Raw genomic sequence first — 25,810 nt, forward strand, 5'->3', positions numbered from 1 at the left:
TAACCATAGTATGTTGTCTTACTCAACTGCATAGCATAGTAAAATAAGCATTAAATGCCTTATGCCACAAGGTGTATCATTCCATGAATTAATATACGCTTAACGAATATTTGATTTTCTAAAGAGATACCCAATGCGCCAACGGTATTCCTTGCATATGACAACACATGAAAATACACGCCATTAGCAATGCTGTACCGCAGGCACGTTATCAGCGTTGCCCCGAATGCGATACACTTTTCTCGTTACCGCTGGTTAAATCGTCGCAGAGCGCGTATTGCCCACGTTGTGACGCTAAAGTCTTCCATGGTCGTGATTGGTCACTCACACGTCTGGCCGCTATGGCAACCGCCATGCTGCTACTGATGACAGTTGCCTTTTCAGAGCCACTGGTCCGCATCTATTTATTAGGTACGGCCATCGATGCCAATCTATTTCAGGGCATCTGGCAGATGACCAAACAGGGCGATCCGCTTACGGCCGCGATAGTGATGTTTTGTGCCGTTGGTGCCCCCGCCACACTGGTCGCGGGTATCATCTATCTCTACTTTGGTAATATTCTTGGGATGAATTTACGCCCGGTCTTACTGATGCTCGATAAGCTCAAAGAGTGGGTCATGCTTGATATTTATCTGGTCGGCATTGGCGTGGCCTGCATAAAAGTCAGAGAGTTCGCCTACATCCAGCCCGGCATAGGTTTAGTGGCGTTTATCGCGCTGGCCATATTGAGCTTATTAACCCTGATTCACTTAAACGTAGAACAACTGTGGTCACGCTTCTACCCGCAACGCCCGCCGCGCGCCTGGAATGCGCAACTGCGTGTATGCCTCGGGTGCCATTTTACTGGTGTGCCGGATAAACGTGGCCGCTGTCCGCGTTGCCATGTGCCATTAAGAGAACGCCGCCGCCACAGCCTGCAGAAATCCTGGGCCGCGTTAATCGGCTCGTTAATCTTTTTACTTCCTGCCAACTTGCTGCCGATTTCAATTCTGTACGTCAATGGCTCGCGTCAGGAAGATACTATCCTCTCTGGTATTATTTCCCTCGGCAACAGTAATGTTGCCGTGGCGGCAGTGGTTTTCATTGCCAGTATTTTGGTGCCTTTTGTCAAGGTTATCGTGCTGATTTCATTGTTGTTAAGTATTCATTTCAAATGCGAACGAGGGTTGAGAACGCGCATTTTATTACTACGCTTTATTACCTGGATTGGCCGCTGGTCTATCCTCGATCTCTTTGTTATTTCGCTTACGATGTCACTGGTTAATCGAGATCAGTTATTGGCATTCACTATGGGGCCGGCTGCGTTTTACTTTGGCGCGGCGGTTATTTTAACTATTCTTGCAGTCGAATGGCTGGATAGCCGACTACTTTGGGACGCACATGAGTCAGGAAATGCCCGCTTCACCGACTGAAGCGCGAATTAAAACAAAACGCCGAATTTCGCCCTTCTGGTTGCTGCCGATTATCGCATTGATGATTGCCAGTTGGCTCATTTGGTCGACATGGGAAGAACGTGGTACCACTGCGACCATTGATTTCCTTTCAGCCGACGGTATTGTCGCCGGGCGAACACCTGTACGTTATCAAGGCGTAGAAGTGGGAACCGTGCAAAGCATCAGCCTGAGCAAAGACCTGCGCAAAATCGAAGTCAAAGTCAGCGTGAAAAGCGATATGAAAAATGCGCTGCGTGCGGATACTCAGTTTTGGCTGGTGACGCCGAAAGCTTCACTGGCCGGCGTTTCCGGCCTGGATGCACTGGTCGGCGGGAACTATATCGGTATGATGCCTGGCAAAGGCAAACCCCAGGAGCACTTCACCGCTCTGGATACTCAGCCCAAATATCGATTGAATAATGGCGAGTTGATGATTCATCTTCACGCCCCTGATCTAGGTTCGCTCAACAGCGGCTCATTGGTTTACTACCGTAAAATTCCTGTTGGCCGGGTTTACGACTACACCATTAACAACAATACGCAGGGCGTCACCATTGACGTACTGATCGACCGCCGCTTTACCAAACTGGTGAAAAAAGGCAGTCGTTTCTGGAACGTATCAGGGGTAAAAGCCAACTTCAGCCTTTCCGGAGCACAAGTTCAGTTAGAAAGCCTCGCAGCGTTAGTGAATGGCGCAATTGCCTTTGATTCACCGGAAAACTCCGCTGAAGCGAAGGCTGAAGATGAATTTGGGCTGTATGAGGATCTGGCACATAGCCAGCGGGGAGTGATCATTGATCTTGCCCTGCCAAGTGGCGAAGGCCTGAAAGCAGGCTCAACCCCGCTGATGTATCAAGGCCTTGAAGTCGGTACGCTAACCAAGCTGAACCTGAATCCTGGTAGCACCGTCACAGGCCAGATGACCGTTGACCCAAGTGTGGTCAACCTAATGCGCAGTGGTACACGTATTGAGCTACGTAACCCTAAAATCTCGCTCAGCAATCCAAACCTCAGCAGCCTGCTAACCGGTAGCACCTTTGAGTTAGTGCCAGGGGAAGGTGACCCACAGAATCACTTTGTCGTATTCCCAAGCGATAAAACACCGCTACAACAGCCGAACGTTCTGACGCTAAACCTGACTGCACCTGAAAGCTACGGTATTGATGCTGGGCAACCTATCATTCTCCATGGCGTGCAAGTTGGGCAAATTCTTGAACGCACACTATCCGCTAAGGGTGTCAGCTTCTCTGTCGCCATTGATCCTGAATACCGCCAACTGATTCAGGGCGACAGCAAGTTCGTCGTCAACAGCCGTATTGATGTCAAAGTTGGTATCGATGGTGTTGAATTTTTGGGTGCCAGCGCCAGTGAATGGATCAATGGTGGGGTCAGGGTTATTCCTGGCAACAAAGGCGAGATGAAAAAGAGTTATCCGCTGTATGCCAACCTTGAAAAAGCGGTCGAAAATAGCTTGAGCGACTTGCCGACAACGACATTAACGCTAACTGCCGCCAGCCTGCCGGATATCCAGACCGGCTCAGTGGTGCTGTACCGTAAATTCCAGGTAGGTGAGATTATCAGTGTCCGTCCACGCGCCAATAGCTTTGATATCGATGTGAATATCAAGCCGGAATACCGCAACCTGCTGACAGACAACAGTGTGTTTTGGGCTGAAGGTGGCGCACGCGTGCAACTCAACGGCAACGGCCTGACGGTGCAAGCCTCCCCGCTCTCTCGCGCTCTAAAAGGTGCAATCAGCTTTGACAACCTGAGCGGTGCCAGCGCCGGTCTGAAAAAGGGTGACAAACGCATACTGTACGCGTCTGAAACTGCCGCGCGCGCCGTCGGTAGCCAGATTACCTTGCATACCTTCGATGCCGGGAAACTGTCTGCGGGAATGCCGATTCGCTATCTGGGAATTGACATTGGGCAGCTCGAGTCACTGAATCTGACAGCGTCACGCAGCGAAGTCGAAGCGAAAGCGGTGCTCTATCCTGAATTTGTGGATACTTTTGCTCGCGGTGGCACACGCTTCTCGGTTGTGACACCGAAAATCTCAGCCTCGGGTGTTGATAATCTCGACACTATTCTCCAGCCGTATATTAACGTTGAACCAGGGCGAGGCGCACCACGACGTGACTTCGAGTTGCAGGAAACCTCGATTACCGACTCTCGTTACTCTGATGGCCTGAGTATCGTGCTGGAAGTCCCTGAATCGGGGGCATTGAGCATTGGTACACCCGTTCTGTTCCGTGGTGTTGAAGTCGGTACGGTAACCGGTTTAACCCTCGGCAATCTATCAGACCGCGTGATGGTCGGCCTGCGCATCAGTAAACGTTTCCAGCATTTGGTGCGTGATAGCTCAGTGTTCTGGCTTGCCTCGGGCTACAGCCTCGATTTTGGCCTGACAGGTGGCGTGGTGAAAACCGGCACCTTCAACCAGTTCATTCGTGGCGGTATCGCGTTCGCAACGCCACCGGGAACACCGCTCGCGCCGAAAGCGGTCACCGGTAAACACTTCCTGCTTGAGGAAACTGAGCCGAAAGAATGGCGTCAGTGGGGAACTGCACTACCACGTTAATGCCCGCGCCCCGGTGTCTCACCGGGGCGAAATTGTTACATATCAACAAGTTAATAATTAAAGGGGTGCTATTGGGGTGCTGGAATTTGCAATAAAATAACCCAAAAAAGTCATAATATCTATGTTCGGTCAGAGTCATACCTTGGCTTTTCCCATGAAAAGCTCGCCCATAAAAAATTTTCACTCCTACTACTTGCCCAATATCAAAAGAATCATTACTGTATATTCATACAGTTCAATAATGAGAAGGTATAAGCAATGTACGTAGAACTCGTTTATGACAAACGCAACGTGGAAGGTTTACCGGGTGCCAAAGACCTCATACTTGCCGAACTGACAAAGCGTGTGCATGGGATTTTCCCTGCTGCTGATGTTCGCGTTAAGCCGATGCAAGCCAATGCCGTTAACAGCGATTGCACGAAGACCGAGAAAGAAAAGCTAAACCGTTTGGTGGAGGAAATGTTTGAAGAAGCCGAGTTCTGGCTCGTTAGCGAATGATGCTATGGACAACATGATCATTGCCGGGGTGAGAATTTACTTTCCTCGCCCTGGTGAGAAGCTTCCAGTTCCATCGGCTGACATGCGAACCTTTGCGATAAAGGATACTACTGGCGATCGCTGTTGTGTACTTGGTTTCTGGGATGGGAAATGGCGCGTTCTGTCGCTGCCGGAGTACGAAAGTTCGGGTAAAGCCATCATGGCTGCAGTAAGACAAGGGAAGCGTAATTGGCAATAATGATTGATAGTCTACAATCATAGTCCTGTTGAAATAACCAGGTTATCCGCGCAACGTATATGGACTAATATCAGATTATCTTAAATACTGGAAGAAATGGATGTTCATCGTTCTATACATGAAGAATCTCTGTGTATGGTTGAAATCATTCAGACGCATACCAAATTGTGCAACCGCCGTCTGTTAAAGCAACACACACCGCATTATCAAATAATTAACATCCGAAATATCATAACAAATAAATTATAATTTCATTTATTAAAAGACAAATTAATTGAAAACGCAATATAAATTGCATGTTATATATAATCATCTATTTTTACTAGAATAAGGTGGGATGAAGTGTTTTTGAAAGCCTGTGCAATTTTAATTGCGCTGCCACTCCCTCTTGCTGTTGCTGATGCTGATGCTGATGCCATCCACCACCCACAAACATTTAAATTTAATAACTACGATACCAATTCATTAAAAATAGAGATCGAAAACCGATGTGACAACATCTCAAATTCAGTGAGATGCCTTTCAAAAGAAACAAAAGAACACCCAGCAAGCAGTCCTATACAATACAGAGTAAATAGAAGTGGGTTCAGCATAGGTAAAAAATCAGTTATTGACATAAAACCTACCGGAGCTGTTTATAAAATAAATGACACTTGGATGACTTCGCTTCAATGGCATCCAGGTGTTAAAGTGGATGACAACCCTCGAATCAAATACCGAAAATACGATAGACTAAACTGGAAATTCATCTACGCTGATAAAAGACTATCCATCGCCAGTAATTTAGAATACCGATACACCAATTATGAAAATCATGAAAAATATGAAGGAACTCATTATTATTGGTTATATACCACAACATTCAGCTACGATTTAGATAGACACTGGAAGCCTTACACTAGAATTGGGTACATCCCTCGCAACAATGAAAACCATGAAAAAGACGCGATGGAAATTAATTACCACCTTGGTTTTAAATATATTTTCTAGTACTAATGCACAATTAGTATGCACCATCATTCGCATTCCGTCGCCAGACTGATGGCTATCAGCCAGGTGTTGCTGTAAACATGCTGTCATTGCACACAGCAATTCTGTCTTAGCGCTCAGCACCTGCCAGATGTGAACAACGGCCGGGACATCCCCACTGAGTCAGCACCTGCGCCAGATACTTAAAATCAAGGTAAAGAACTGGCCTACGTTTACAACTGGAAGTGTTCGGCGTTTGAAATTCTCTTATGTGAGAAATCTTGGAGCGTTTGTTGGAAGATGGATTCCGGTATTAGGGGTTGTCATTCTCGCTGCTGATGTCTCTACGATAGCTTACAAGGCTACAAATAAGTACAACATCATCGCCAGAGGTGACGATAAAATATGGTGACAGATGATGAAATTATTTCCTGGTACAACTCGAACTACAATGAGCCAAGAGGTTTGTTCAAAAAACGAAGTTGGCCTGTCACTATTGATACGAGCCTTACAACAGGTAGTTACGTCTGGGCACGGGAAACTGGCGTAGAAATCATGGATGACTATTTCAAGACCTTTCGCGTCAATCCTGAAGGATTTGAATTCTTGAAATATTGGCCAGAGGAATCAGCTATGATTTTTATACTGTGTCCTTGCTGTACGGATGACGACGAACCAGAACCTTTAACCCTCAAAATGTTAGCAGAGTCAGCCAGAACGGGGAAATGGCTCTATGGGTAAGCTTGATTGATACTCAGAGTAGCACTACTCAACACGCCAACTTTGATGGTCACAGCTTCATTGTGCACGTTTGGAACGGTATAGGTAATATTAATGAAACCATATCAGCTCGCACTATTTTGGTTGGTTTTTTTCGGGAGTTACTTAATTATTGTTTTTTTGGATACGTCCTGATACCAGAGGGAACGCTGTTAGAAGCAGTATTAAAAGTTAAACCTGATATTAACAGCGAAGAATGGGATAATTTTATGGGTTATGTCATTTTCATTGGCTCGGCTGTTGTTTGGGGAGTGACAGCAAGCCTGAGCAAAACTTGGGGGGAACCTCATTAATCCCTAAATTATAAATACAACAGAACCAGCACATAAAACCCGGCATCCGCCGGGTTTGGAACGATGTGGGAAAATTAATGAAGTTTTGTCCTTTTTCTGTGAAAAGGTCATCAGTATTCCGGGTGTCTTTATTTATTCAAGCCACACATCAACGTAAGTAATGGTGAATTTATAGGGGCCTGGGAATGTAAGCGGATCAATCTTGTCGAAAAGTATTTCCCCGGTAACCTCCACCTCCATCACATGCGGCGAAAATCCAAAACTAATCTTGGTCTTGGGTCGCGCCCAGTCCGGCAGTATTAAAATGGGCAGGGTGTTTGGCGTGCTGTTGTTCACCCCGTCACAAATGAGAGTAACAACGCCATTTTTTCGGGTCACAGCCATGCTGTAGATGTACCAACCGTTTAACAGCGTGAAGGTAGTTAAACGGTTATCCAGTCCATCGCCAGCAGGGACCCATTCACCATCCTGCCGCACGTATGGTGTACCATCCATTGGTGCTTCTTCTATTCCTCCACCTGAAGTTGGCGGCGACCCAACGGATGCGGTTCCAATATATGTGGCGGTGAAACGAATATACTGACCATTCATTCCCGCCTGAGGATGGAAAAAGTGAACTGTTCCATCATTGTAGATCGCGACATGTGCGGCGACATTGTTGTCAGAAACCACGCCAGCCTGTAACCAGTACGTTCCAGGAACCGCCCAGGCTGGTAGTTCAAAAATGGGCGTGTCATCGACCACAGCCTTTTTGACGCCATCACATGCCACTGTCACTATTCCGTTTTTTCTCGCACACAAGGCGGAATGAATTTCCCAGCCGTTCAGCGCAATGGTAATGGGTGTCCAGTCATGATCCATTCCGTCACTACCCGCTTCCGGGTTGCCAATAACTCGCGCAATTGAAGGCCCGGTAAACGGGAATACATCATAAATGTGCTGTTCATTATCTGGCGGGAACGGTATCACAACATCCGCAGCAGGCACCCGCTCGCCATCAGGCATCGTTATCTGCATGCCTGAATCACCCTGAATTTTAAACACGTTATTTACGGCACTGCTGCCCGTCAATATAACCCGCAGCCGGTAGGTAGAAGCGAAGTAAATACTGGACGTGATATTCGACAAATCAAGCAACGCGATATTGTTATCACTGCCTTCACTCCAGCTTCTGGAAAATACTTCTTCCTGATACTTTAGGTCCCATGTCGGAGTGAAAGTGAGCGTCACACCCTGCCCGCCAGCCTGACCTCCCGTGATGCCGGATGAGTGTCTTGATAATGCCAGTACCCCCTCTTCCGAAACAGTCAGAATATTCGCGGTATTAACATCGAGATGAAGCTCGGCCATCAAGGGATCGGCGGTAGTTCCTGAACCGGAAATGTCCACCGAATCGGTAGAGGCCGTAATTAATTCTGATGCGCCACTGCCCCCTGCATCTGAAGAAATAATAATCCCACGCCGGGCCGCTATTCCACCGTTAGACTGAGCTTCTCTGCTATCTTTAACGTCTTTTGAATCTTTGCTGTGCTGATTGTCATTTAATTTATTTTGCATACGTCACCTGCTACGAATTAAGACCACTGTTTCAGAATGATGGTGTAATCGCTCGCCGCCGCATCCGGCGTAAAACGCAGCGTCTTCAGACTGTAATCAGTGAGTTTGATTGTCGATACTGCGGCAAGCCCCAGGGAGATAGCCGTGGTGTCGCCAGACTGCGCCAGCACCGGCTCAAACGGTGCGTTTAAATCCACCTGCGCCTCAAGCATCACCGCACCGGCTGTGCCAAACGCCGTTATCTGGCAAATATCCATGGCGGCATTCACCTCCACTTCAAACGTGTCGCCGGCGTTCACCCGGTATGTAATTGACGTTCCCATTAAATGATCCCTTGTGGTGGCGTTGGCCATGCAGCTGGCATGACGGAAAGATTGACGGCCATCAGTGCGACTGAGTACATCTGAAGCTCTTCCAGCGTGTGGACTTGTTCTGCGGTTGCACCGCCATAAACTAAAGCTGACTGGAGAGGGAAAGCAGATATTGCCGCATCACTGAGCAGGCGTTTCTGCGTGGCTGTATTTTGTGAAACGATTTCCGACTGGGTTAACGGTGGCGGCGGAATATAAGCAGCAACCACACCATATTCACCGGCAGCGGCATTGGCATAAATATCCTGTCCATATTTTTCATGGTCATTTGCTGAGGCTGTGAATGAAATAGCCGCCCCTACACCATCAATATCAGCCACAATATTTATCGTGGTGTTATCAGCGCTGGAATAAACGAGGGCTCTTATATTGCTGAATTTTGAAATATCCATAATGTCCTCAGGCTACCCGAATAAAAATACCAGCCACATTCGCGGTACCAGCTCCGTCGTAAGAGAAAGAGAACAGCGATTTCCATGAGCCCGCAGGCGGGTCTATTGGGGTGAGTGATGCAGGATCGGTGAAGAGTAAATTGCCGTCATTGTCCATGAGGCCACAATAGGAAAGCCGACTTCCGACAACAATAGTCCCAACGTATATATCGTTATAAGGGTCCGTTGCTCTCAGCGCGAACATGCCAGTACTGCCCAGAGCGCCAGGCTCAGGAATGCCGCCACCTATACCCGCAACTATCGAATCAACTTCCTGTTTGGTGTAATAGTTGGTCATGTCCGGAGGCGGGCCTGCTGGCCCCGGTGGGCCTTCTGCGCCAGGATTGCCCGGCGTGCCTTGCGGCCCTGGTGGCCCTTCAGGTCCGGGTGTACCTGTTCCCGTATCGCCTTTATCTCCCTTATCCCCTTTCTTCGCCATTAACGACCAGTACGCGGTTTCCAGCCCGACATCGGGTATCTGTCCGGCATTGTCAGCCTGGCAATAAAACGCCGAGCCGAGATACTGCACCGCATCACGGAACAGGTAGGCCACATCGGCATACCATGGCCCCATCCAGTTGATGTTGGTATCGGTATCGAGCATCTCCTTTGCTTTATGCGCCCAGTGATAGGCGGAGAACTCAGGGCCTGCCCCTTGCTTGAAATCCAGTACTGGCACATCAACGGGGTTTTCAGCCCACTGCCGTGCACGCAACATGGCGGCGGTGGCTTCTTCATACGCCGCTTTGGTTTCCAGTAGCATGACCGGCGTTAGCTGATCGGGCGTTGGCGACAGCATAAAGCTTTGCAGGGAGCCCGGCGCACTGTCGGCATATATGAGAATATTCTTGATACGCTCGGCTTTTTGTAACCAATTAATAAAGACAGCGTACTTCCCGGGCGTCACCTGAAAGTCATAATTGCCCTGTGAATCGGTTATGGTTTCGTTATGGCCACCGTGGATTATTGAGGTTGTTGTGGTAATCGTGCGCAGGCTGATTTTGGTGTTAGCTACCGGCTGCATCATCGGGCCAAGTAGCTGGCCGTAAATCCTGATCATCGGCAGATTAACCGGCGGCAAGTCCAGCGGCCGCGGCTGTGTGGTTCGGATCCGCATAGTTAAAGCCCCAGGTCTTCGAGTTGATACGGTGCACCATTCTCTTTGAACCATTTGTTCATGAGGGCGCGCTTCTTTCCCTGCTCCATCAGTTGCTGATTGGTCTTTTCACGCTGCTGTTTTGCAATCACTACGCGCTGCTCCTGCTGCTGTTTGCGCTGCAGGTACAAGTTTGCATCCTGCATCCAGCTGCCATTGCGGAATACGGTGACCGTTCCCTGCACTGGCTCTGGCGGTGTTGCCTGTGTAGCGTGTGCAGGCGTCAGCCACACACCCGGCTCACGCGGTGACGGGCGGGCAAGAACAGACGTTACATGTTCGCCGGTTTCCGGATTAACGAGATGCACGTAGGGGCGTGAAAAAGCGTATTGGGGCTCAGCCCACCAGGTGGAGACTGCCTGGCTGGCCTTAACTGCCCAGATGATCGGAAGCTTTGGGACCGTCATCGGCATAGTCTCAGCACCACCAGCTGCATCTGTTGGTAAAGGAATGTCGTTTCCCGTGCCGTACAACCCCTCATTTCCGCCGCTATTGTTACCGTCTGCGGCCCAGTTCCCGGCAAAGGCATTATGCGAGTGCGTCCTGAACATATCCTGGTAATACACAAACAGGCTGGCGTACTGCGAGCGGCCCGCACCGTTATCCACGCCACGCACATAACGGCCACGCATATCGGGCACAAAGAATGAAGCTGAATCCGGTACCAGGCCGTTAGCGAGGGCAACCTGATCGCCAATGATGGCGTAAAGGTCGGGATAGGAGTCTTTTAATAATTGAGAGCCATCTTCAACAACTGCATTCAGCGGCGGCGTGCTGCTGTTCCACCATGCCGATGTTCCCACTACGCCCGTAGACTCAACCTTACCCACCTCATTACTTACAAACTCAGTGGTGGCCAGCCGTGTTGAACTGTCTTTAGGAGGTGGTGTAACGGCTCGCGGCTCACCCTCAAACTCAGGGCTCAGAATGGGTGCAGCACCCGCCACCATGTGTACACCGTGAATATCAGCAGGGTCATAGTGCAGACCGTCTGGTGTTCGGGCGGGTTCCGTAGCCAGGTCAAGCCGTAGCCAGTAAGTCGGATCATCGACATAGAACGATGTGTAAAAGGTTGAACCATCGTAGCCAATAATCGTTATGGAATACGCACCATCCACCCAGGGGGTAACCGGCATGCCCTCGTAAACAATGACGCCAGCACTATTGGTTTTGAGTGGTTGGGGAAGCGGCACCTTGGTAAATCCTCCTGCTTCATTCGCCAGTTGCATCAGATAAACATCCTGGCGATTGTCGGGATTCATGGCATCAGTATTGGAAAGCCCGACATATATTGTTGCATTTTCAGCTATGCTACCGAAATAAGGATTGATAAATTGCGAAGCTGGATTTGTGATTAGGCTGGACATAGGGCCTCTTTATTTAAAATAAAATAACCGAGTGTTTGCGATGAATTACGATTTACTGTATGCGAATATAATTATTATTTACTACACCTCACTCACATACTGCCAGTACAAAACATTTGAACAATTAAAACCAGGTACCCTATGGGGCGTACTTGCCTTCATCCCATTCACTTTTTTATTTGCGCATATGTGCGAATTTAAAAAATTTAATAAAAACACAGTTAAAAGGAATCAAACATGAAATCAATTCTTAAAAAATTTATCGGCTGGTCTTTATTGCTAATACTTTCCGGCATTACCTTTACTAACTCGGCCTTAGCTCACTCGGGAGGCACTAATTCCGAAGGTTGCCACACAAAGAAAAGCACTGGTGAATATCACTGTCATAATAAGAAGTAACTCATGAAAAAATTAATCATTACCTCAGCAATTAGCGTTCTAATTATAGGCTGTGACGCCAAAGCAAAAGATACGTGGCATTATTCAGACTTCACACCAACCAATGAAGAGCAAGGGCAACATCTTTACTTATACCGAAGTTCAGGGACGGTGACCCACAGGGCTAAATTTGACTACGCTCAAGATTGCGAGTTATTGCAACGCGCAATTCAATCATTGGAGCCTGGTGTAAAATGGTTCTGCGACGGAGCAGCAAGGTAGCGTAGTTGACACTAAATCCAACACTGTCGTATAGCCCTGCCCGTGAGGCGTCGAAACCTCTTAACGCGGCCAGAACCAACCCCGATAGTGTTGGATTTCTTATGCCTAAAATTCAGTGGGCGCATCGAGCGAACACTACCCGATTAAGTCGGGAGGGCGACTAATACAACTAATACAACTAATACAACTAATACAACTAATACAATACCCGAAAGGGAAATAAGTCCGCGGTTTCGCTAAGCCGTTTCGAACCTCCTGGCACCACTTTAATAGTGGTACTTCGAAAAAATTAACGAAGTCATCATGACTACTCTTATTGCAGATCCTCAATCAGTCGCATTCAGCTTCGAAAAAACCATCAGATTCGCACTGTCACGATTGACGCCAACCGCATCGAGTTAATTTACCACCAGGACTACAAAGCTATCTTCTGCCGTACCCTGCAACCAGGAGAAGTGGTGATCACCCACGAATCCATGATGGACTGGTTAAGATGCCAGGGTATGGTGTTCTTCACCCGCGAAGAGCTCAGGAACCTGAGGCTGAGTGACTTACTGGCTATTGCGGGTTGAGTTGCTGGCCCCGCAAGTGCGGGGCTATTTGTTATAGCCTTTGGTGATGGTAATGCGCGGCTCTTCGTCTGAGTCGCTTCTTTCAGGTGTGATAGCCCAGAATGCAAACGTTCGGATTGGGCCTGAGCGTTTGATCAAGGCTTGCTCCATTGGCTCCAGGGTGCTGAGCCATTTGGTGTATTTATCCGATAGAGCGAGTGCTGTTTCGGATTTTCTAATAAGCGCCTGACTCACAATCCTTCTGTTTGCATAATCTTTGGCGTGCTGCTGAAACTCTGGCCCCGCCATCATCTCAATGCCTCGCTTCATTCTTGTATCCATTGCGCCACCAGTGATTTGTTCAAGCGCTGCCTTGCCAGTCCCTTTTGCTATCCGTGCAGGAATTGCCACCATTGGTGTGTACTCAAGAACCTTAGCTGCAAATTTAACGGGTGCAGGAACGTCACCAACAAGTATTCTTTCAGCCAGAGTGTCAGCCTCTTTAAACTGGCTTGATAGCGTACTCACTATACCTGTCTTAGGTACCGAATTGATGGCATTTGCCGCCCCTTTAGCTACCTGGTAATACTTATCAAGGTAGTTTCTTGTTTCTGGGGTCAGGTATTTGAATAATTCATTTCTGGCTAACTTGTTTCTCATCAGCCCTTCATAGGAATTAACAAATCCATTGAGTGATACAGCTTGCCCCGCCTTTCTCCCTCCGCCAGTGAAAAGAAAGTGCAAAGCACTGGATGCCACTTCGCCGCGCATTTCGCTGGGGATATTGTCCATGATTTCTTTTATTTTTGTTGCATCACCCTTAGTCGCAGCGGTTACCGCCCCTTTTAATGACGGTATAAGGGATTTGCCGATATCCCTACCAAAGAGTTCTTTGGACTGGTATTCGAGCTGCTTTCTCTTCGCTACCAACTGCTGAGCTAAGTCAAATACAGAATCAAGGCCATTGGTGTTATCCAGGGATGTCATTTGATCCCCTCGCAGGGCTGAGCCGATGAGTTTTAGTTTACCGCGATCAGTATTTGCGTACGGGTCGTTAATGCCTCTTTTTGTTTTTTCCACATCCTTTCTGAGTTTATCAAGGGCGTGATAAGTAGGATTAACCTTCTTCCCATCAATTATTTGTGGTGACAAATAACGGAGCACATCTTTTTCAACCGGATCAAGTAAATCAGCTCGCCCTCCAAGCCTGGCTATCTCATCGGTAACCAGTTGCAATACCCCCTTCGCCTCAACCTGCATGTTAGCTGGTACGCTTGAGGCTATCCTTTTGTATAAAGAATCGGATTCAGTCGTTAGATCGGTGATCGCCTTATTGATGCTGCTTTTTACACTAAAATCCAGCGCAGACAGGTCTTCCACCCCACCTGCATCCGCAATTAATTTATCTGCCCGCCTGGCTATCTGCTCGACGGCTTCCCCCTCGACCGGTGACAGAATGCTTGCAGGCATCTGTTTAAGGGCTTGATAAAATTCAATGAATTGCGTATTACCAGAAAAGAAACTTGCAGGTATTAAATCAGGATTCAAGCCTAACGCCTCTGCTGCTTTAATTCTCGCCTCAATAGGCATAGCTTCCTGAGCTAATTTACTAAAATCACCTCGTAACCCCTCTTTTGTTGCTGCAATCATACTGGTCTGTTGTGCCGCTGGAGATAAAATTTCTCTTAATGCCTCTGGTGACAGCCGGGCGTTTATTTCACTCAGGGCAACATTAAGATCGCCAATCTCACGCAATGCAGCAGCCTGTTCGGCTGCGCTGGCTTCTGGCGAGAGGCTGGATAATATCCTTGACGTTTCCGCATCAACCGCTTTCTTTAAAGCAGTGGCAGCATCTTTAGCGGAGGTGCCTGCTTTCCCCCTGATTGAGGAGACAAGCCATTTTGCACTATTAATAACACCGGGTGGCAATGCCCCCAGCACAGTGAAGAGCGCCACATCACTGGCGCTAATATCCTCGCCACCCATCGCTTGCGTAGCTGATTCCAACCCCAATTCAGTTACGCCTGTCAATGCGGCAATCTTGGCAACCCCCATAATTCCAGCGCCTGCAATTCTTGCCACCGGAGCGAAGGCTAGAAGTTCAGCAATAACACTCGCAACATCCTGAGGTGATAACCCTGGCTTGTTTAATGCATATGAACCAGATGGTAAATCAACGATATCATTGCCCATCCCGTCTTTGCGCAGCTTCCCGCCCATTTCTGCGAGAATTTTTCTCTGTGACTCATCGCTTCCAAATAACTGCATCCAGGTCATTTTCGCAGCTAACGCTGTGAGCGTGTTGAGTTCTGGTGCATTACCTACTGCCTGTAATGTTTCCATTTCCTTAGTCATTCGACTTGAGCCGGTCACCACGTCCAAAGCCTTATCGATCCAGCCAGGCTCTTGAGGAGCTGGAATATCCGGTAAATCAATGCCAGATAATTTGGCTTTTAAATCCGGATTACTCATCAACCCGCGGCGCACAGCTTCTTCATACCGTGCTTTTTTGTCCTCTGGTAAAATTCCGCGACGATAGGCCTCTGCATAACGATCTTCCTTAGTAATCATTACAATCCTCCAAGCAATTCGTCATCACCTATTCTCGATAATGCAGCCTTTTTTCTGGCCTCGACCTCAGATTTAGCTTTTTCTTCAGCCTTGGCTTCAGTCTCAGCTTTCGCTCTAGCCTCAGCATCTCTGGCGGCTTCATCTTGCAGATATGCATCAAGCTGCTCCAGGGAGTACCCCATAGCCGCAGCCTCTTGCGCGTTCGCCGCAATGAGCTTGCTGTATTGAGTCTCGATATCTTTGAGGGACTGAAGAACAACCTTATCCCCCTGAGTAACATCAAGCTTGGCGATTAAGTTTAAAACTCGCTCACCCTCAGCGTTGGATAACGCCCCCATTCCCTGAAGGTTTTTAACGTTCGCCAGAAATTGCCCTGACTGCATCGATGCAACCAGGTTGCGGACGCGAACGCCTTTATCACCCAGAAGCATTTCAGGCAAGCGGCCCGTATATGGACCCACACCTTCAGAGAGCATGGGGATAATCTCCTGTATTTGCTTGAGCCCGCGGTGCAATCCCATTTGCGCAGTGGTAAATGCAGCGTCTCCAGCCTTCCAGTCTTTGGCGGCCTTAAGCTGTGCGCCAGTAGCGGTTTTCCCGGTGCGTGGGTTTACGCCAGTTTGCAGCATCTGAGTGTTATATTTATATGAAGAGAGTGGATTGCCGTTGATATCGGCCATCACATCGAGTCCGCCAGCTTGATCAAATTTCATTTTCTGGAAATCAAGCATGTCTCTTCTGTAGTTATTGAGATTTGCCGTGTTCGCATTACGACTAGCCTGGTTAGAGTATCCCAGCGCAATTTGCTGCTGCCCCAACGAAAGTTGCTGTGCAAGTTGCTGCTGACTTATGCCGTAGTCCATGATTTCTTTTGGTGCAAGCGTGCTCAGGGAAAGCTTTTGCGCCCAGCTTTTCCAGGCATCCAGCCGTTTTGGATCAGCGGCCGCCGCCCCCAGTTCGTTTACCACTCCCTCAGCGCTAAACGGGCCGGATTTATCAAACAAATGTGAATTCTGTTTAACGTATTCCTGCGCACCGGCCACATTGCCACTTTCAAGCAGGCCGCTGAGCTGGATAGCCATACTGCCAACCTGCTGGCGATGCTGATCATCACGTACACCCAGTGATTGCTGAATTTTCGCCGCGTACTCAGGAAACTTTGCAATCACACGCTGCACAGCATTAGGGTCATTTGACATCCAGGCAGCATCAAATTCCTGCCGGGCGCTTGTCAGACGGTCGCGCTCATCCATTTTCACAGACATGTCGAAGCCGCGCTGAAATAAGTCAGCAGCACCTTTTGCCGAGTTCAGACCAGACTGATCAGCCTGGCTTGCCATGCCGATGTAATTCGTCGGATTATATCTGCTTCCAATGGCCATATTATTTCCCCTTCCCTTTACCCATACCGAAGTAATACGGCATCTGGAACAGACTACGCTGCATGCCATAGTACGGTGCGGCGGCGGCTTGCCCCTCAAGTTGTGCAGCGCCAGCCATAAGGTCAGTCGCATCAGAAAGATTATTCGATGCCCAGCCGCCCATGGTTTTCGTTGCACTCAGGCCTTGCTGGCTGATATCACCCAGGGTGTCTATTTGCTGGCCTCTGGCGGTATTCAGGCTCTTAAGGTAAGTCTGCCCCAGCTGTGTGGCCGATGATGCCAGCACGTTTGAGGTGGCGGTATTACCCATCGTGCCAGCGGCTTCGGCACCCGCCATCGCGGAATAGGCTGCCTGGTCTTGCTGTATAGCGTATTCCGGGCTGGCGTAATATTCCGAGAGCGCTACCTGGCTGTTGATCGGGTTGGCTATCATCTGCATCTGAGCTGTCAGCGCCCCCTGTCCAGCCTTCATATACGGCGAAATGGCGCCATATTGCTTTTCGGTCAGCGTCCCATAGGCAGGAGCCAGGCTTTTAAGTGCTGCTGCTTCAGTTTCCGCGCCTTTTTTGGCTCCGGCACTGCTGAGAATTCCCATAGCAAACCTCTTATTTATTCTGCTGCTTCATGGTGTTGATTTCATTTTCAAGGCTGTTTATCCGCTTCTTCAGTGCGGCCTGCTCCTGTGTGAGTAGCTGTATTGCCTGACTGGCGCTGCTGAGGCGTTTTTTTACCTCGTCATTGAATGCAGGCTGGCGACTGAAGAACGATTTCAGCTTTTCTGAAAATGTCGGGGGAAGCTCAGAGAGATGGATTTTTACAGTATTGAGTGACAATGGATCAGACATCAAACAACCCTCACATGGCAGGCAGACACCGAGAATGGCGCAGCGGACACAATGCGAAAACGAAACACAATCTCATCACGCACAAAGCCAACCCGCGCCAGTTTCGGCTTGATGTTGTGATGATGTGGCGCATCAAAATGCATCTGCGTTTCGACCGGGAACACCACGCCATCCGTGGAGGCAGCCGCAAAGATGTGCTGAGGATGTTTTGCCAGCCCCGTGGCCACCGACAATTCAAGGTCAAACAGTTTTGAGTTCAGCAAAGACAGTGTTGAGGTGTAAAACTGGTGGGGCTGCGGCTTACCATCCTGATCGGTTGATTGCTCACTGAGCTGGCTCACCGTACCGTGATGGGTATTCCCTGCTGTGATCACGCCGCCACGGGCAATAAAATCAATGGCTTTGTGCGGGGTGTTGACGTTGTCACTGCAAAGCTGAAACCAGGCTTTGCTGGTTTTGTCATGACAGAAAACATGATGGCCGAATCGCACAATGATTAAGCGGTGAATGCCGGTTTCCAGATATTCAACCACACCGGCGGCCAGCTCATCAGGGGTCGCTTTTGCCAGGGCATCAATGACGGCCGGTGACGCGATATCTGTCGCACGACCGCTGCCCAACAGGTAAACCGACACGCGGCCACCGGCGGGATGGCTTATCACCGCAAACTCTTTCCCCGCCAGTGCCTTGCTGTGTGGGCCTGCGATGCCGACCGCAATCATTGCGCCGGGCTGGCTACGGTAGATAGGTTGAGACGGGTCAGACTCGCCGGATAGCGTGAAGAACTCAGTGGAAACCGTACCAAACAGGACAATGTCGTCGTTCAGCTCACCAATGCCTACAGCCGGATCGGGAAATGACTCAGCCGTTGTGAACGGGCGATAACGGTCGGGCTTTGCTTCGTTCGCTTCGGCGCTGATATCCGTCACGCCGAACGTATTGGTGCCTTTTTTAACCCAGGCGTAACGCGCACCGGCGTGAACGATATCCGACACATAGCCTAAATCGAATTGCGCGTTTTTAACCGTCGTAGGGCTGACAATCTGCATCCACAGGTATTGGGTATCATCCTCGCCGTCTGCACCGTTCGCATTAAACGTATAGCTCACCGTAACGGTTGTGCCTGAGATATAGAAACCGTTAACCATTGCATCCGTAATATACGGGGTTCCCGGTGGTGCAGGCTCCTGGCTGAAAGGCTCCAGGGCCAAATCCAGCTCAAGGGGTTCACCCACAGCACCAGTGGTTGTGGCCGGTGTCAGCGTCAGAATGATTTTCCCTTTAAGCGCCATAGACTCCGTGATGTCGAGTGTGCCGTCATAACCAAATGCAGCACTGCCCTTGCCCAGGGGAATTTGCTCGCCAGGGAAGTATTCAGATTCAGGCCAGTTCTCAAGCACGCTGTGTGAGCCATCACCTTTAAAAACGTGCATCTTCCCGAGGCTGGAAACCGCCACTGACTTGATACTGCCCGCCATCGATACGCGGTCATCACCCTCGATTTCCGCCATTGGCTCATGATTGCGGTAGAGTTGCTTTCCACAGACACGCATCACAGCGGCATCAGCAGGATTCAGCAATGCGCCCCGCGATACTCCGTCAACATCGGCAATATTCTCCGTGCCAGGGAAAGCCCGCAGGACACTGGCGGTGTTAATAATTTTCGGGGGATCATCAGCACATTGACCGGTAACAGCTCAACATACTGCGCATTCAGGGGGTTCTTGCCCATTCCCCGCCCGAGCTGGAGTGTCGTGATTTTTCCGTTTCTCATTACCATTTTTTCGCATAACTCCCGGAGCCGCCAATTGCCCACGGTGACGCAGGTTTATCCGGCACGTTGATAAAGTACGCCGCCAGTTGCAGCGTGCCGTTATAGGCTTCTGTCGCAAGATTGGGGGAAACGGGAAATTCAAACAGCAGGCAGAGCCGCACCGCCAGATTACTGGCAACAACCGACTTCCAGCGCAGTTCGATCATCGAATCCTGGCCTGGTAGCGGGCTGTTATCTTTGGCGGTGTCATCCGGTAACGTGAACTGATAATACAATTCCCATCCCTGCCCCTGCCATTCCGCCATCATCGCTTCAAGCTCTTTCAGGCTGTCTGACATCGTCACGCCGGAAAATCCGGTCAATGACTCACCCCGCCCCACACCTGTCTTTGCCAGCGCTGCATCACACAGTTCTTGTTTGGTTATCATCCGTCACCTCAGAAAAAGCCCCTTTCGGGGCCGTGAGAATTAACCTTTTTTAGACGCTGTGCTCATCGTCGCGGTTGAAATCTGGTTAGGGAGAATGATGCCGTTCATCTCCGGGTTCAGGTTGTTGACACCGAAGAAGACCAGCCATTTAACGGCGTAAATCACGCTCTTGCCGTCCAGCCAGTAGAGCATGGCAATAGGCAGGCCGAGTTTTTTGGTGGTCGCCTTCATAAAGCGAGCGCCGCCGCTGATATTACCGAGGTTGTCGAAACTGCCGAGAATGAGCTCAACGGAATCTTTACGCCAAAAAGAGGTAGGAGCCTGATCGGTGTTGTTGATGACGCTTAGCGCCACACCGGCCGCTCCTTTGGTCGTCACGTTCTGGTATGGACCATCTGGAATGATTGGTGGGCAATAGGTGACAATCGCCCCTTCAACTTTAACGACGCGGAAAGTCTTCAGGCGTGGTGTGGCGGTTTTCTTAATGTGATGGACGGCGTACACATCCGCAACGGTAAAGGCATCACCCGGACGGAGTTCGCCCGCCGTAATATCAACCGACATGGTGGCAAAGCGGTTATCAACCGGAACCTCACCATTGCCGCCGTTGTTTGTGGTCATGGCTTTAGGCACATAGGCCACATCTGCCGTTAACGTTGCAGTCACGGCCACTGTCGGAGCTGGAATGTAGCCGGTGTAATCCGTCTGGAAGGTTTTGAAGCCGGCGATGTTAGGAATGCGGGCTTCATCCCAGGCCGTCTTCACATCCCCCTGATGGAATTGCTTGGATTTTAATTCGTCAGCAATATCAACGTAGTGCTGTGGAGACAGGAACATAGAGCGTTCCGATCCCATCTTCACCCCCTGCTCATTCATGACTGCATCAGCCGTCGCCCCCATTTTCCAGTTCATCGGGCCGTTGCCGGTGATCACCAGTGAACCGGTGCGAGCGACTGTTTCAGCGACAGCCAAATCAACGTGAGCGGCAAGCTGCAGTTGCGCTGCGGCGGTTGCGGTGGCCATATTGCTCGGGTCCTGCATCTCCTGAAGGTTTAGCGCAATCTCGATATTGCCCGGACTGTTAAGGGAGGCAGGAACGCTGAGTTTTTGTAATGTTTCTGGATCAACGCCAGTGGTGTCCCAGCCAGAACGAACCTGCAAAATAGCAGGCTGCGGGCGCCAGAACGTATTGTTTGCGCGAGACATGTCTGTCGCTGGCGGGGTGTGTTTTGCCGCCTGCTGAGCAAGCACGACTGACGCGTCAAAACCTTCCACTGTCTGGTCAAAATACACCTGGAGGTTTTTAGTTAAATCATTGGTAGTTGGCATAAGTATCCTTAAATAAAAAAACCCGCACGCGGCGGGTTGGGAAATTTTGGGGTTAAAAAAACCGGCGATTGCCGGTGATTATTTTTTCTGGTCGCGTTTTTTAGCGCGGAGCTCGATGACTTTCGTTCTGTCCCCCGTGCGTTCTGCTTCCTCCTCTGCCTGAGCCAGTTCGGCATCGAGAGACTGAGGACTGCCGCCGGATACCTCCGGAATGGCATTCACCTGCTTACCCGGTGCATCAGGTGCACGTTGAGATTTCTTGCTGATATCCAGGAGCATGGCGCCAGCAAGGAAGGGGTTGTTGATTTCGTTGAGCTGCTTCATCAGTGCAGGATTACGGCCAATGGCGGCAATCATTTCCGGTGCGTTGGTAAATGTGCCGTTTTGATTGCCAAACAGAATGGCCGCCAAAACGCCCGGATTCAGGTTGTCATCGACATACTTTTCAATGCGGTCAAAATCCTTCAGCTTCAGTGCGGCATCTGCACGCTGTTGCACATAATGACCAACCGCCTCTTCAAATTGTGCTTTATGGGCTGCTTTGGCCTGCACCTGGCTGGTTTGCTGCTGTTTAAACTGCTCACGATCAGTGATGTATTGTTCAAACGCCTCTTCAAATGCTTCATCACTGTAAAACTCATCACGCTTTGGCTTTTGAGGTTCAACAACCAGCGCCTTGTGCTGGCCTGCATCCGCGCCAGTCTGTTGACGCAGCGCTTCAAGCTGTTCGCGCAATTCTTTTTCACGCGGTGTTTCATCCGGGATATTGAAATCGGGCAGAGGTGCGCCATCAAAGACGAGATCGGCAACCATGGTAATGATTTCAGGATTGTCGACGGTTCCAGGGATAGTTATTGCGCCGCTGTTGTCACCGTCACCAGGAGGCAATACAACGTCATCGCCTGGCGGGGTAATCGTGATGACCGGATCGGTTACGGTGATGTCACCTGTGGTGCTGCTGATGTCTGGATTATCCATTGATGTCACCTAAGAATTGGAGTTGAGAAGTAATGAGTGACTGCTGTCGCTCATGTAACGAATTAGCAATTTCAGTAATGGCACCTGCACGCGATACCTCGATATCACTGAGGTTTTTCAGCATTTCAGTACCTTTAAGCTGAATATCAGCTTCGGTATCAAAGACGCCGATCCCCGTGTCAATCAGCTGAGCTACAGACCGGAACATGTCGGCCTGTGCTTTCATAGCTGAAGACTGAGCAATAATATTTTCAGGGCTGTTTTGTGCGGCGGCGGCCTGCTGTTGCTGGAACTGCTGCACTTGTTTGGCTTCGGCTGGCGTTTCAGGCTCTTTTGCACCGGTCAGCAGTAACTGGCGGTTGACGGCGTTCTTCAGGTCGTCCAGCCCTTCACCGGCAATCTCATCGACCATATACAGCGCCATCTGAGACTGTATTTCAGGCGGGAGCGGGACGGCGGCCATGATGGCTGTCAAATTAGCGATAGCTTGCTGGCGGGAGCTGGCAAATGCAGGACCCACACCGACGACCACGTCATACTTACCCTGGCTGAGGTCATTGAGGCCGATAACTTCACCGGTTTCCTCGTCCTTCACCTGCGCATTCAGTGTGATTAGCTCGTCTTTGCCGTTGGGCTTCACTATACGGACAACACGATCAGAACCGCTGACATCGCGCAGCATGGACAACCAGACGCGCCCGAGATGCCGGGTGGACTTCTTCAGGTTGTCGATAAAGTTGTAATCCTGCTGATCGGTTCGGCCTGCGATGGTGTTGACCGCCCGGCCTGAGGTGTTATTGGGTACACCCTGCTCTGTAATGGCATTACCGGTCATCTGCGTGAGCAGGTTGTCAGCAGTAGCAATCAGTTGCTGTACGGCGGGGCTGGTGACCGTGGGCTGTGTCTGACTAAATGCAGGAGGAGAATCTTTGGGTAATGGGCCACCTGGCGGTAATGCTGCATCGTGCATGGGCATATAGGCTTTATCAGACGGGTCACCCCAGATAGTCTCAAGCCCGGCAATGAATTTTGTATTGACGATCATCTTCGCCGGGCGGGCTTCAATGGCCTCTTTGGTCAGCATGGAAAAACCGATGTTCAGCGCCCGCTGCGGGTCCATTGCCTTCTGCGTGAATCCTTCAACCTGTTCTTTGCCTTCGTTATAGAAGCGCTTTCCATAGTAGGGTACGAGGGGGATCATCGTGCCAGGCAGTAGAACGGGCTCTTCTAAAATACCTTCACCGTCAATGACCGAGCAGTAAACACGCCAGCGCTTTTGCAGCTCTTCGCCCGTCTTTTGATAGCCATAATCAGCCAGCTCATCCTTCACCTTTTCAATGTCTTCTTCCTCGTAGACAACACTGTGACCCGTGAGGGGGTTCAGGTAAGTGATAATGTTGACCTCTTCCTGGCGGCGCTCGTAGTAGCGTGCGATATACACCAGGTCTGAAGCAAACCAGTCGAAGTTGAAAGCGCTAGGTGATTCGAGAGAAGCGGGGTCTTTCTTGTACTTCTGCTTATAGGCTTCATGCGACATCGTGAACTGCTCGAAAGCGTGCGTGCCGTCTGATTTGTCGTAACGTTTGGCAGCGGCATCAAACCAGACAGTGGTGTAAGCCTCCGGCACATACTCCATCACAATACGCTTTACACCCTGCTGATCGGGTATGGCATCCTCGTTGTCTGGTGCTGTGGTCAGGCGCAAACAACCAAACCCACCGGCTACCGCATCTTCATAGGCTGTATCGCTGGCCTCTTCCCCTTCGCATCCGTTGAAATCAGCACGAAACTTGCCGTTAAGTTTCTCAGCCAGTTCAGCAGACGCATCCGAATCACCAGGCCGAAACTTCACACTGATTCGCGCATTCTTCCCTTCTGCAGTGATACGCTCGATGGAGTTGGCGGTTTTGTTAACCTCCAGCATGGGGCGCTTCTTCATTGTTTTTGAAGGGGTCCAGCCAGATGCGGTGTCACCTTCCCACTGAGCGCCGCTTTTACGTGCAAAACGAATGGCCCTGCGGATTGATTCACGTATGCCGGTTTGCGGAGTGTAGGCAGCATCGAACCGCTTGAGCGCGATTTCGTGAAACTCTTTCTTGTTTTTCATTAGCCGTAATCCATCGTGTTGGGTACGTGGTAACTGGTGTAACCAGGCTGCTGTGTGACTGGTGCTGCAAACGTGAGCGCCAGTGCATCTGATTTATTGGGAGATTTAACGCCGCGCTTCTTTGCATCCTCTTTGGACTCAATCAACAGCACACCGTTGCGGTAAGTGTATTTAAGGGCGCAAAGCTCAGCCTTCAGACCATCAACGCGAGGTAATGAAACAGGGGAGTCTTTGAGCCAATCCAACATGCTGCGCCATATCGCTGCACGGGTATTAAAGTTGCGACCATCACTCAGGCGAGTGGCGGAGTTCACACCAATGGTTATGTCCTTTGTCTCCGGGAACTCAAGAAGGCGATCAACTACGCCAGCACCAAGACCAATGACATCAACTGCAACTTGCTCAATACGATTTGGCGAACTCGTCACCCTATCCCGGACAAGCCCTGCAACAGCCATGGTGTCCATATGAGTAAACTCTTCAACCCAGAACACAACGCGGCCCTGCCTGAGGACAAGGCATGTTTTATCATCCCCAAATCGGGCAACATCGACACCAAGCTGAAGTGGGCCAATCGGCTCAACATCCATGAAGGAATTAGACTGTGCAGCTTCAACGAGTGGACCGGGGATATAAGCGTCATTTGTTGAGGCGTCGTAATCAATATCAATTTCCTGCGCCACGACAACCGGATCGAGTTTCCCGCACTGCTCTTTATACCAGGCCTCATCCTTGCGGGGATCATCGCGCCAGTGAAACGTAAATATCGATGTTTTACCGCTGTGCCTGCGACGGTAGAACGGGTTGCCGCTGCCGTTAGGTGTTGATACATCAATACGACAGTTAGACGTCTGAGACAGCGCCGCTTCAATAATTTCGGGGCGCTCATAGAATGCTGATTCGTCTTTGAAATATATCGAGGTACGCGCACCACGGCCGATATTGTCCCCCGCTTCACCTACTATCATCGCGCCATTTTCGACGTTCTGAATCTTCATGAATGGCGCGTGTTTCTTCTCGTTCCAGCCAGCAGGACGGAATTCGACAGGCAACATGCTGATAAACTGGCGCGCTTTCCAGAACAGTGATTTAGGGTCACTGGTATTATCAACGTACTCCTCTTTACGGGAGCCAAAGCCAACAACCGTGCCAGGGTAAAACAGGAACATGTGAACCGCTGCACCCACACAAAGCCAGGATAACCCCATATCGCGGGATTTCTCTGTCAGTCCGTCTTCCCTTCCCTGCCAGCGCTCATAAAGCCAGCCTAACCACTCCTCCTGTTTAGGGAATAACAGGAACGGTATGGTTGTCGGTAATCCAATTTCAGCGTTGCGGGGATCAAACGTCATACCCCAGTCATTAATAAAGTCGGCGGGGTGAGTTTTGTAGTAGGCCTTGAGAGCGGGTAAACAATCCGGGTTCTCTCTGATGGCTTTTAGTTTTTCAGCTCTGCGAGCAAATACAGCGGAATAATCGGGATTGCGGAAATCAAAAGAAAGCACCATGTG

At 49.9% G+C, this 25,810-nt stretch carries 25 protein-coding genes and 1 pseudogene; 10 read left to right on the forward strand and 16 right to left on the reverse strand.

The annotated features are described in order from the left end of the window. The first annotated feature begins 167 nt into the window (after positions 1-167). The 8 genes and pseudogenes from yebS (at position 168) to EC843_RS03270 (ending at position 6,792) form a co-directional block, all read left to right on the forward strand. Entirely contained in the window at positions 168-1,412 is a 1,245-nt protein-coding gene (yebS, locus tag EC843_RS03245; RefSeq protein ID WP_064546062.1) for a membrane integrity lipid transport subunit YebS, read from the forward strand. Continuing rightward, positions 1,381-4,014, forward strand: coding sequence for a PqiB family protein (locus tag EC843_RS03250; RefSeq protein WP_064546060.1), 2,634 nt, complete (start codon positions 1,381-1,383; stop codon positions 4,012-4,014). Before yebS ends, EC843_RS03250 begins: the two co-directional genes overlap by 32 nt. A 258-nt stretch (positions 4,015-4,272) precedes the next feature. Continuing rightward, positions 4,273-4,512, forward strand: coding sequence for a DinI-like family protein (locus tag EC843_RS03255; RefSeq protein ID WP_133521590.1), 240 nt, complete (start codon positions 4,273-4,275; stop codon positions 4,510-4,512). 4 nt (positions 4,513-4,516) lie between these two features. Beyond that, entirely contained in the window at positions 4,517-4,750 is a 234-nt protein-coding gene (locus tag EC843_RS24480) for a hypothetical protein (protein WP_166642024.1), read from the forward strand. 342 nt (positions 4,751-5,092) lie between these two features. Continuing rightward, positions 5,093-5,740, forward strand: coding sequence for an oligogalacturonate-specific porin KdgM family protein (locus EC843_RS03260; protein ID WP_133521591.1), 648 nt, complete (start codon positions 5,093-5,095; stop codon positions 5,738-5,740). Between the two features lie 139 nt (positions 5,741-5,879). Beyond that, a pseudogene (locus EC843_RS24995) lies at positions 5,880-6,131 on the forward strand (STM2901 family protein); the annotation flags it as partial. Then, a complete protein-coding gene (locus tag EC843_RS03265) occupies positions 6,125-6,460 on the forward strand; it encodes a DUF1493 family protein (RefSeq protein ID WP_133521592.1) in 336 nt (111 codons plus the stop codon). The pseudogene EC843_RS24995 and the gene EC843_RS03265, both read left to right, overlap by 7 nt. Beyond that, positions 6,445-6,792 carry a hypothetical protein gene (locus EC843_RS03270; RefSeq protein ID WP_133521593.1) on the forward strand — a complete coding sequence of 116 codons (348 nt, stop codon included), beginning with the start codon at positions 6,445-6,447 and terminating at the stop codon, positions 6,790-6,792. Before EC843_RS03265 ends, EC843_RS03270 begins: the two co-directional genes overlap by 16 nt. A gap of 132 nt (positions 6,793-6,924) precedes the next feature. Here the strand turns inward: EC843_RS03270 and EC843_RS03275 are convergent, their stop codons facing one another. Genes EC843_RS03275 through EC843_RS03295 form a run of 5 tightly spaced genes read right to left on the reverse strand, consistent with a single transcriptional unit; the run spans position 6,925 to position 11,674 of the window. Beyond that, positions 6,925-8,349: a hypothetical protein gene (locus tag EC843_RS03275; protein WP_133521594.1), complete on the reverse strand. Its 1,425-nt coding sequence runs from the start codon at positions 8,347-8,349 to the stop codon at positions 6,925-6,927. 17 nt (positions 8,350-8,366) lie between these two features. Further along, the gene (locus EC843_RS03280) at positions 8,367-8,672 is read right to left on the reverse strand and encodes a hypothetical protein (protein ID WP_133521595.1); all 306 of its coding nucleotides are present in this window, start codon (positions 8,670-8,672) and stop codon (positions 8,367-8,369) included. Next, positions 8,672-9,112, reverse strand: coding sequence for a tail fiber assembly protein (locus tag EC843_RS03285; protein ID WP_133521596.1), 441 nt, complete (start codon positions 9,110-9,112; stop codon positions 8,672-8,674). Before EC843_RS03285 ends, EC843_RS03280 begins: the two co-directional genes overlap by 1 nt. A gap of 7 nt (positions 9,113-9,119) precedes the next feature. Continuing rightward, positions 9,120-10,268 (reverse strand): prophage tail fiber N-terminal domain-containing protein, encoded by a 1,149-nt coding sequence (locus EC843_RS03290; protein ID WP_166642025.1) that lies wholly within the window; start codon positions 10,266-10,268, stop codon positions 9,120-9,122. Between the two features lie 2 nt (positions 10,269-10,270). Continuing rightward, the gene (locus EC843_RS03295; RefSeq protein WP_133521598.1) at positions 10,271-11,674 is read right to left on the reverse strand and encodes a phage tailspike protein; all 1,404 of its coding nucleotides are present in this window, start codon (positions 11,672-11,674) and stop codon (positions 10,271-10,273) included. A gap of 237 nt (positions 11,675-11,911) precedes the next feature. On the opposite strand from EC843_RS03295, the gene EC843_RS03300 reads away from it, so the two are divergent. Then, positions 11,912-12,073, forward strand: coding sequence for a YHYH domain-containing protein (locus tag EC843_RS03300; RefSeq protein ID WP_133521599.1), 162 nt, complete (start codon positions 11,912-11,914; stop codon positions 12,071-12,073). Between the two features lie 3 nt (positions 12,074-12,076). Next, a complete protein-coding gene (locus tag EC843_RS03305; RefSeq protein ID WP_133521600.1) occupies positions 12,077-12,334 on the forward strand; it encodes a hypothetical protein in 258 nt (85 codons plus the stop codon). Between the two features lie 596 nt (positions 12,335-12,930). Here the strand turns inward: EC843_RS03305 and EC843_RS03310 are convergent. From EC843_RS03310 to EC843_RS03350, 11 genes are all read right to left on the reverse strand, one after another. Beyond that, the gene (locus EC843_RS03310) at positions 12,931-15,240 is read right to left on the reverse strand and encodes a hypothetical protein (protein ID WP_243739135.1); all 2,310 of its coding nucleotides are present in this window, start codon (positions 15,238-15,240) and stop codon (positions 12,931-12,933) included. Positions 15,241-15,455: 215 nt separating this feature from the next. Next, positions 15,456-16,838, reverse strand: a complete 1,383-nt coding sequence (locus EC843_RS03315) for a phage DNA ejection protein (RefSeq protein ID WP_166642026.1) — start codon at positions 16,836-16,838, stop codon at positions 15,456-15,458. Between the two features lies 1 nt (position 16,839). Then, on the reverse strand, positions 16,840-17,433 hold the full coding sequence (locus EC843_RS24485) for a hypothetical protein (RefSeq protein WP_166642027.1): 594 nt from the start codon (positions 17,431-17,433) through the stop codon (positions 16,840-16,842). Positions 17,434-17,443: 10 nt separating this feature from the next. Continuing rightward, positions 17,444-17,683 (reverse strand): hypothetical protein, encoded by a 240-nt coding sequence (locus EC843_RS03320; protein ID WP_133521603.1) that lies wholly within the window; start codon positions 17,681-17,683, stop codon positions 17,444-17,446. Further along, positions 17,683-19,323 carry a packaged DNA stabilization protein gene (locus EC843_RS03325; protein ID WP_347813634.1) on the reverse strand — a complete coding sequence of 547 codons (1,641 nt, stop codon included), beginning with the start codon at positions 19,321-19,323 and terminating at the stop codon, positions 17,683-17,685. Before EC843_RS03325 ends, EC843_RS03320 begins: the two co-directional genes overlap by 1 nt. Next, on the reverse strand, positions 19,257-19,415 hold the full coding sequence (locus EC843_RS24490; protein ID WP_166642028.1) for a hypothetical protein: 159 nt from the start codon (positions 19,413-19,415) through the stop codon (positions 19,257-19,259). The genes EC843_RS03325 and EC843_RS24490 overlap by 67 nt, the downstream gene beginning before the upstream one ends. Positions 19,416-19,456: 41 nt before the next feature. After that, positions 19,457-19,885, reverse strand: coding sequence for a packaged DNA stabilization gp4 family protein (locus tag EC843_RS03330; protein ID WP_133521605.1), 429 nt, complete (start codon positions 19,883-19,885; stop codon positions 19,457-19,459). Positions 19,886-19,924: 39 nt separating this feature from the next. Then, on the reverse strand, positions 19,925-21,214 hold the full coding sequence (locus EC843_RS03335; RefSeq protein ID WP_133521606.1) for a P22 phage major capsid protein family protein: 1,290 nt from the start codon (positions 21,212-21,214) through the stop codon (positions 19,925-19,927). Positions 21,215-21,292: 78 nt separating this feature from the next. After that, the gene (locus tag EC843_RS03340; protein ID WP_133521607.1) at positions 21,293-22,192 is read right to left on the reverse strand and encodes a hypothetical protein; all 900 of its coding nucleotides are present in this window, start codon (positions 22,190-22,192) and stop codon (positions 21,293-21,295) included. Beyond that, the gene (locus EC843_RS03345; protein ID WP_133521608.1) at positions 22,185-24,299 is read right to left on the reverse strand and encodes a portal protein; all 2,115 of its coding nucleotides are present in this window, start codon (positions 24,297-24,299) and stop codon (positions 22,185-22,187) included. Before EC843_RS03345 ends, EC843_RS03340 begins: the two co-directional genes overlap by 8 nt. Continuing rightward, positions 24,299-25,807 (reverse strand): TerL protein, encoded by a 1,509-nt coding sequence (locus tag EC843_RS03350; RefSeq protein WP_133521609.1) that lies wholly within the window; start codon positions 25,805-25,807, stop codon positions 24,299-24,301. The genes EC843_RS03345 and EC843_RS03350 overlap by 1 nt, the downstream gene beginning before the upstream one ends. Between the last annotated feature and the right edge of the window lie 3 nt (positions 25,808-25,810).

The sequence above is a fragment of the Buttiauxella sp. JUb87 genome (assembly GCF_004361975.1).
GTDB classification, from domain to species: Bacteria; Pseudomonadota; Gammaproteobacteria; order Enterobacterales; family Enterobacteriaceae; genus Buttiauxella; species Buttiauxella ferragutiae.

Coding starts and splice junctions, on each gene's coding strand:
- EC843_RS03330 (WP_133521605.1), bottom strand. CDS start 19,885: ATGATAACCAAACAAGAACTGTGTGATGCAGCGCTGGCAAAGACAGGT.
- EC843_RS03315 (WP_166642026.1), bottom strand. CDS start 16,838: ATGGCCATTGGAAGCAGATATAATCCGACGAATTACATCGGCATGGCA.
- EC843_RS03335 (WP_133521606.1), bottom strand. CDS start 21,214: ATGCCAACTACCAATGATTTAACTAAAAACCTCCAGGTGTATTTTGAC.
- EC843_RS03350 (WP_133521609.1), bottom strand. CDS start 25,807: ATGGTGCTTTCTTTTGATTTCCGCAATCCCGATTATTCCGCTGTATTT.
- EC843_RS03290 (WP_166642025.1), bottom strand. CDS start 10,268: ATGCGGATCCGAACCACACAGCCGCGGCCGCTGGACTTGCCGCCGGTT.
- EC843_RS03270 (WP_133521593.1), top strand. CDS start 6,445: ATGGCTCTATGGGTAAGCTTGATTGATACTCAGAGTAGCACTACTCAA.
- EC843_RS03250 (WP_064546060.1), top strand. CDS start 1,381: ATGAGTCAGGAAATGCCCGCTTCACCGACTGAAGCGCGAATTAAAACA.
- EC843_RS03340 (WP_133521607.1), bottom strand. CDS start 22,192: ATGGATAATCCAGACATCAGCAGCACCACAGGTGACATCACCGTAACC.
- EC843_RS03265 (WP_133521592.1), top strand. CDS start 6,125: ATGGTGACAGATGATGAAATTATTTCCTGGTACAACTCGAACTACAAT.
- EC843_RS03285 (WP_133521596.1), bottom strand. CDS start 9,112: ATGGATATTTCAAAATTCAGCAATATAAGAGCCCTCGTTTATTCCAGC.
- EC843_RS03310 (WP_243739135.1), bottom strand. CDS start 15,240: ATGACTAAGGAAATGGAAACATTACAGGCAGTAGGTAATGCACCAGAA.
- yebS (WP_064546062.1), top strand. CDS start 168: ATGAAAATACACGCCATTAGCAATGCTGTACCGCAGGCACGTTATCAG.
- EC843_RS03300 (WP_133521599.1), top strand. CDS start 11,912: ATGAAATCAATTCTTAAAAAATTTATCGGCTGGTCTTTATTGCTAATA.
- EC843_RS24480 (WP_166642024.1), top strand. CDS start 4,517: ATGGACAACATGATCATTGCCGGGGTGAGAATTTACTTTCCTCGCCCT.
- EC843_RS24485 (WP_166642027.1), bottom strand. CDS start 17,433: ATGGGAATTCTCAGCAGTGCCGGAGCCAAAAAAGGCGCGGAAACTGAA.
- EC843_RS03275 (WP_133521594.1), bottom strand. CDS start 8,349: ATGCAAAATAAATTAAATGACAATCAGCACAGCAAAGATTCAAAAGAC.
- EC843_RS03295 (WP_133521598.1), bottom strand. CDS start 11,674: ATGTCCAGCCTAATCACAAATCCAGCTTCGCAATTTATCAATCCTTAT.
- EC843_RS03255 (WP_133521590.1), top strand. CDS start 4,273: ATGTACGTAGAACTCGTTTATGACAAACGCAACGTGGAAGGTTTACCG.
- EC843_RS03280 (WP_133521595.1), bottom strand. CDS start 8,672: ATGGGAACGTCAATTACATACCGGGTGAACGCCGGCGACACGTTTGAA.
- EC843_RS03320 (WP_133521603.1), bottom strand. CDS start 17,683: ATGTCTGATCCATTGTCACTCAATACTGTAAAAATCCATCTCTCTGAG.
- EC843_RS03305 (WP_133521600.1), top strand. CDS start 12,077: ATGAAAAAATTAATCATTACCTCAGCAATTAGCGTTCTAATTATAGGC.
- EC843_RS03345 (WP_133521608.1), bottom strand. CDS start 24,299: ATGAAAAACAAGAAAGAGTTTCACGAAATCGCGCTCAAGCGGTTCGAT.
- EC843_RS24490 (WP_166642028.1), bottom strand. CDS start 19,415: ATGGGCAAGAACCCCCTGAATGCGCAGTATGTTGAGCTGTTACCGGTC.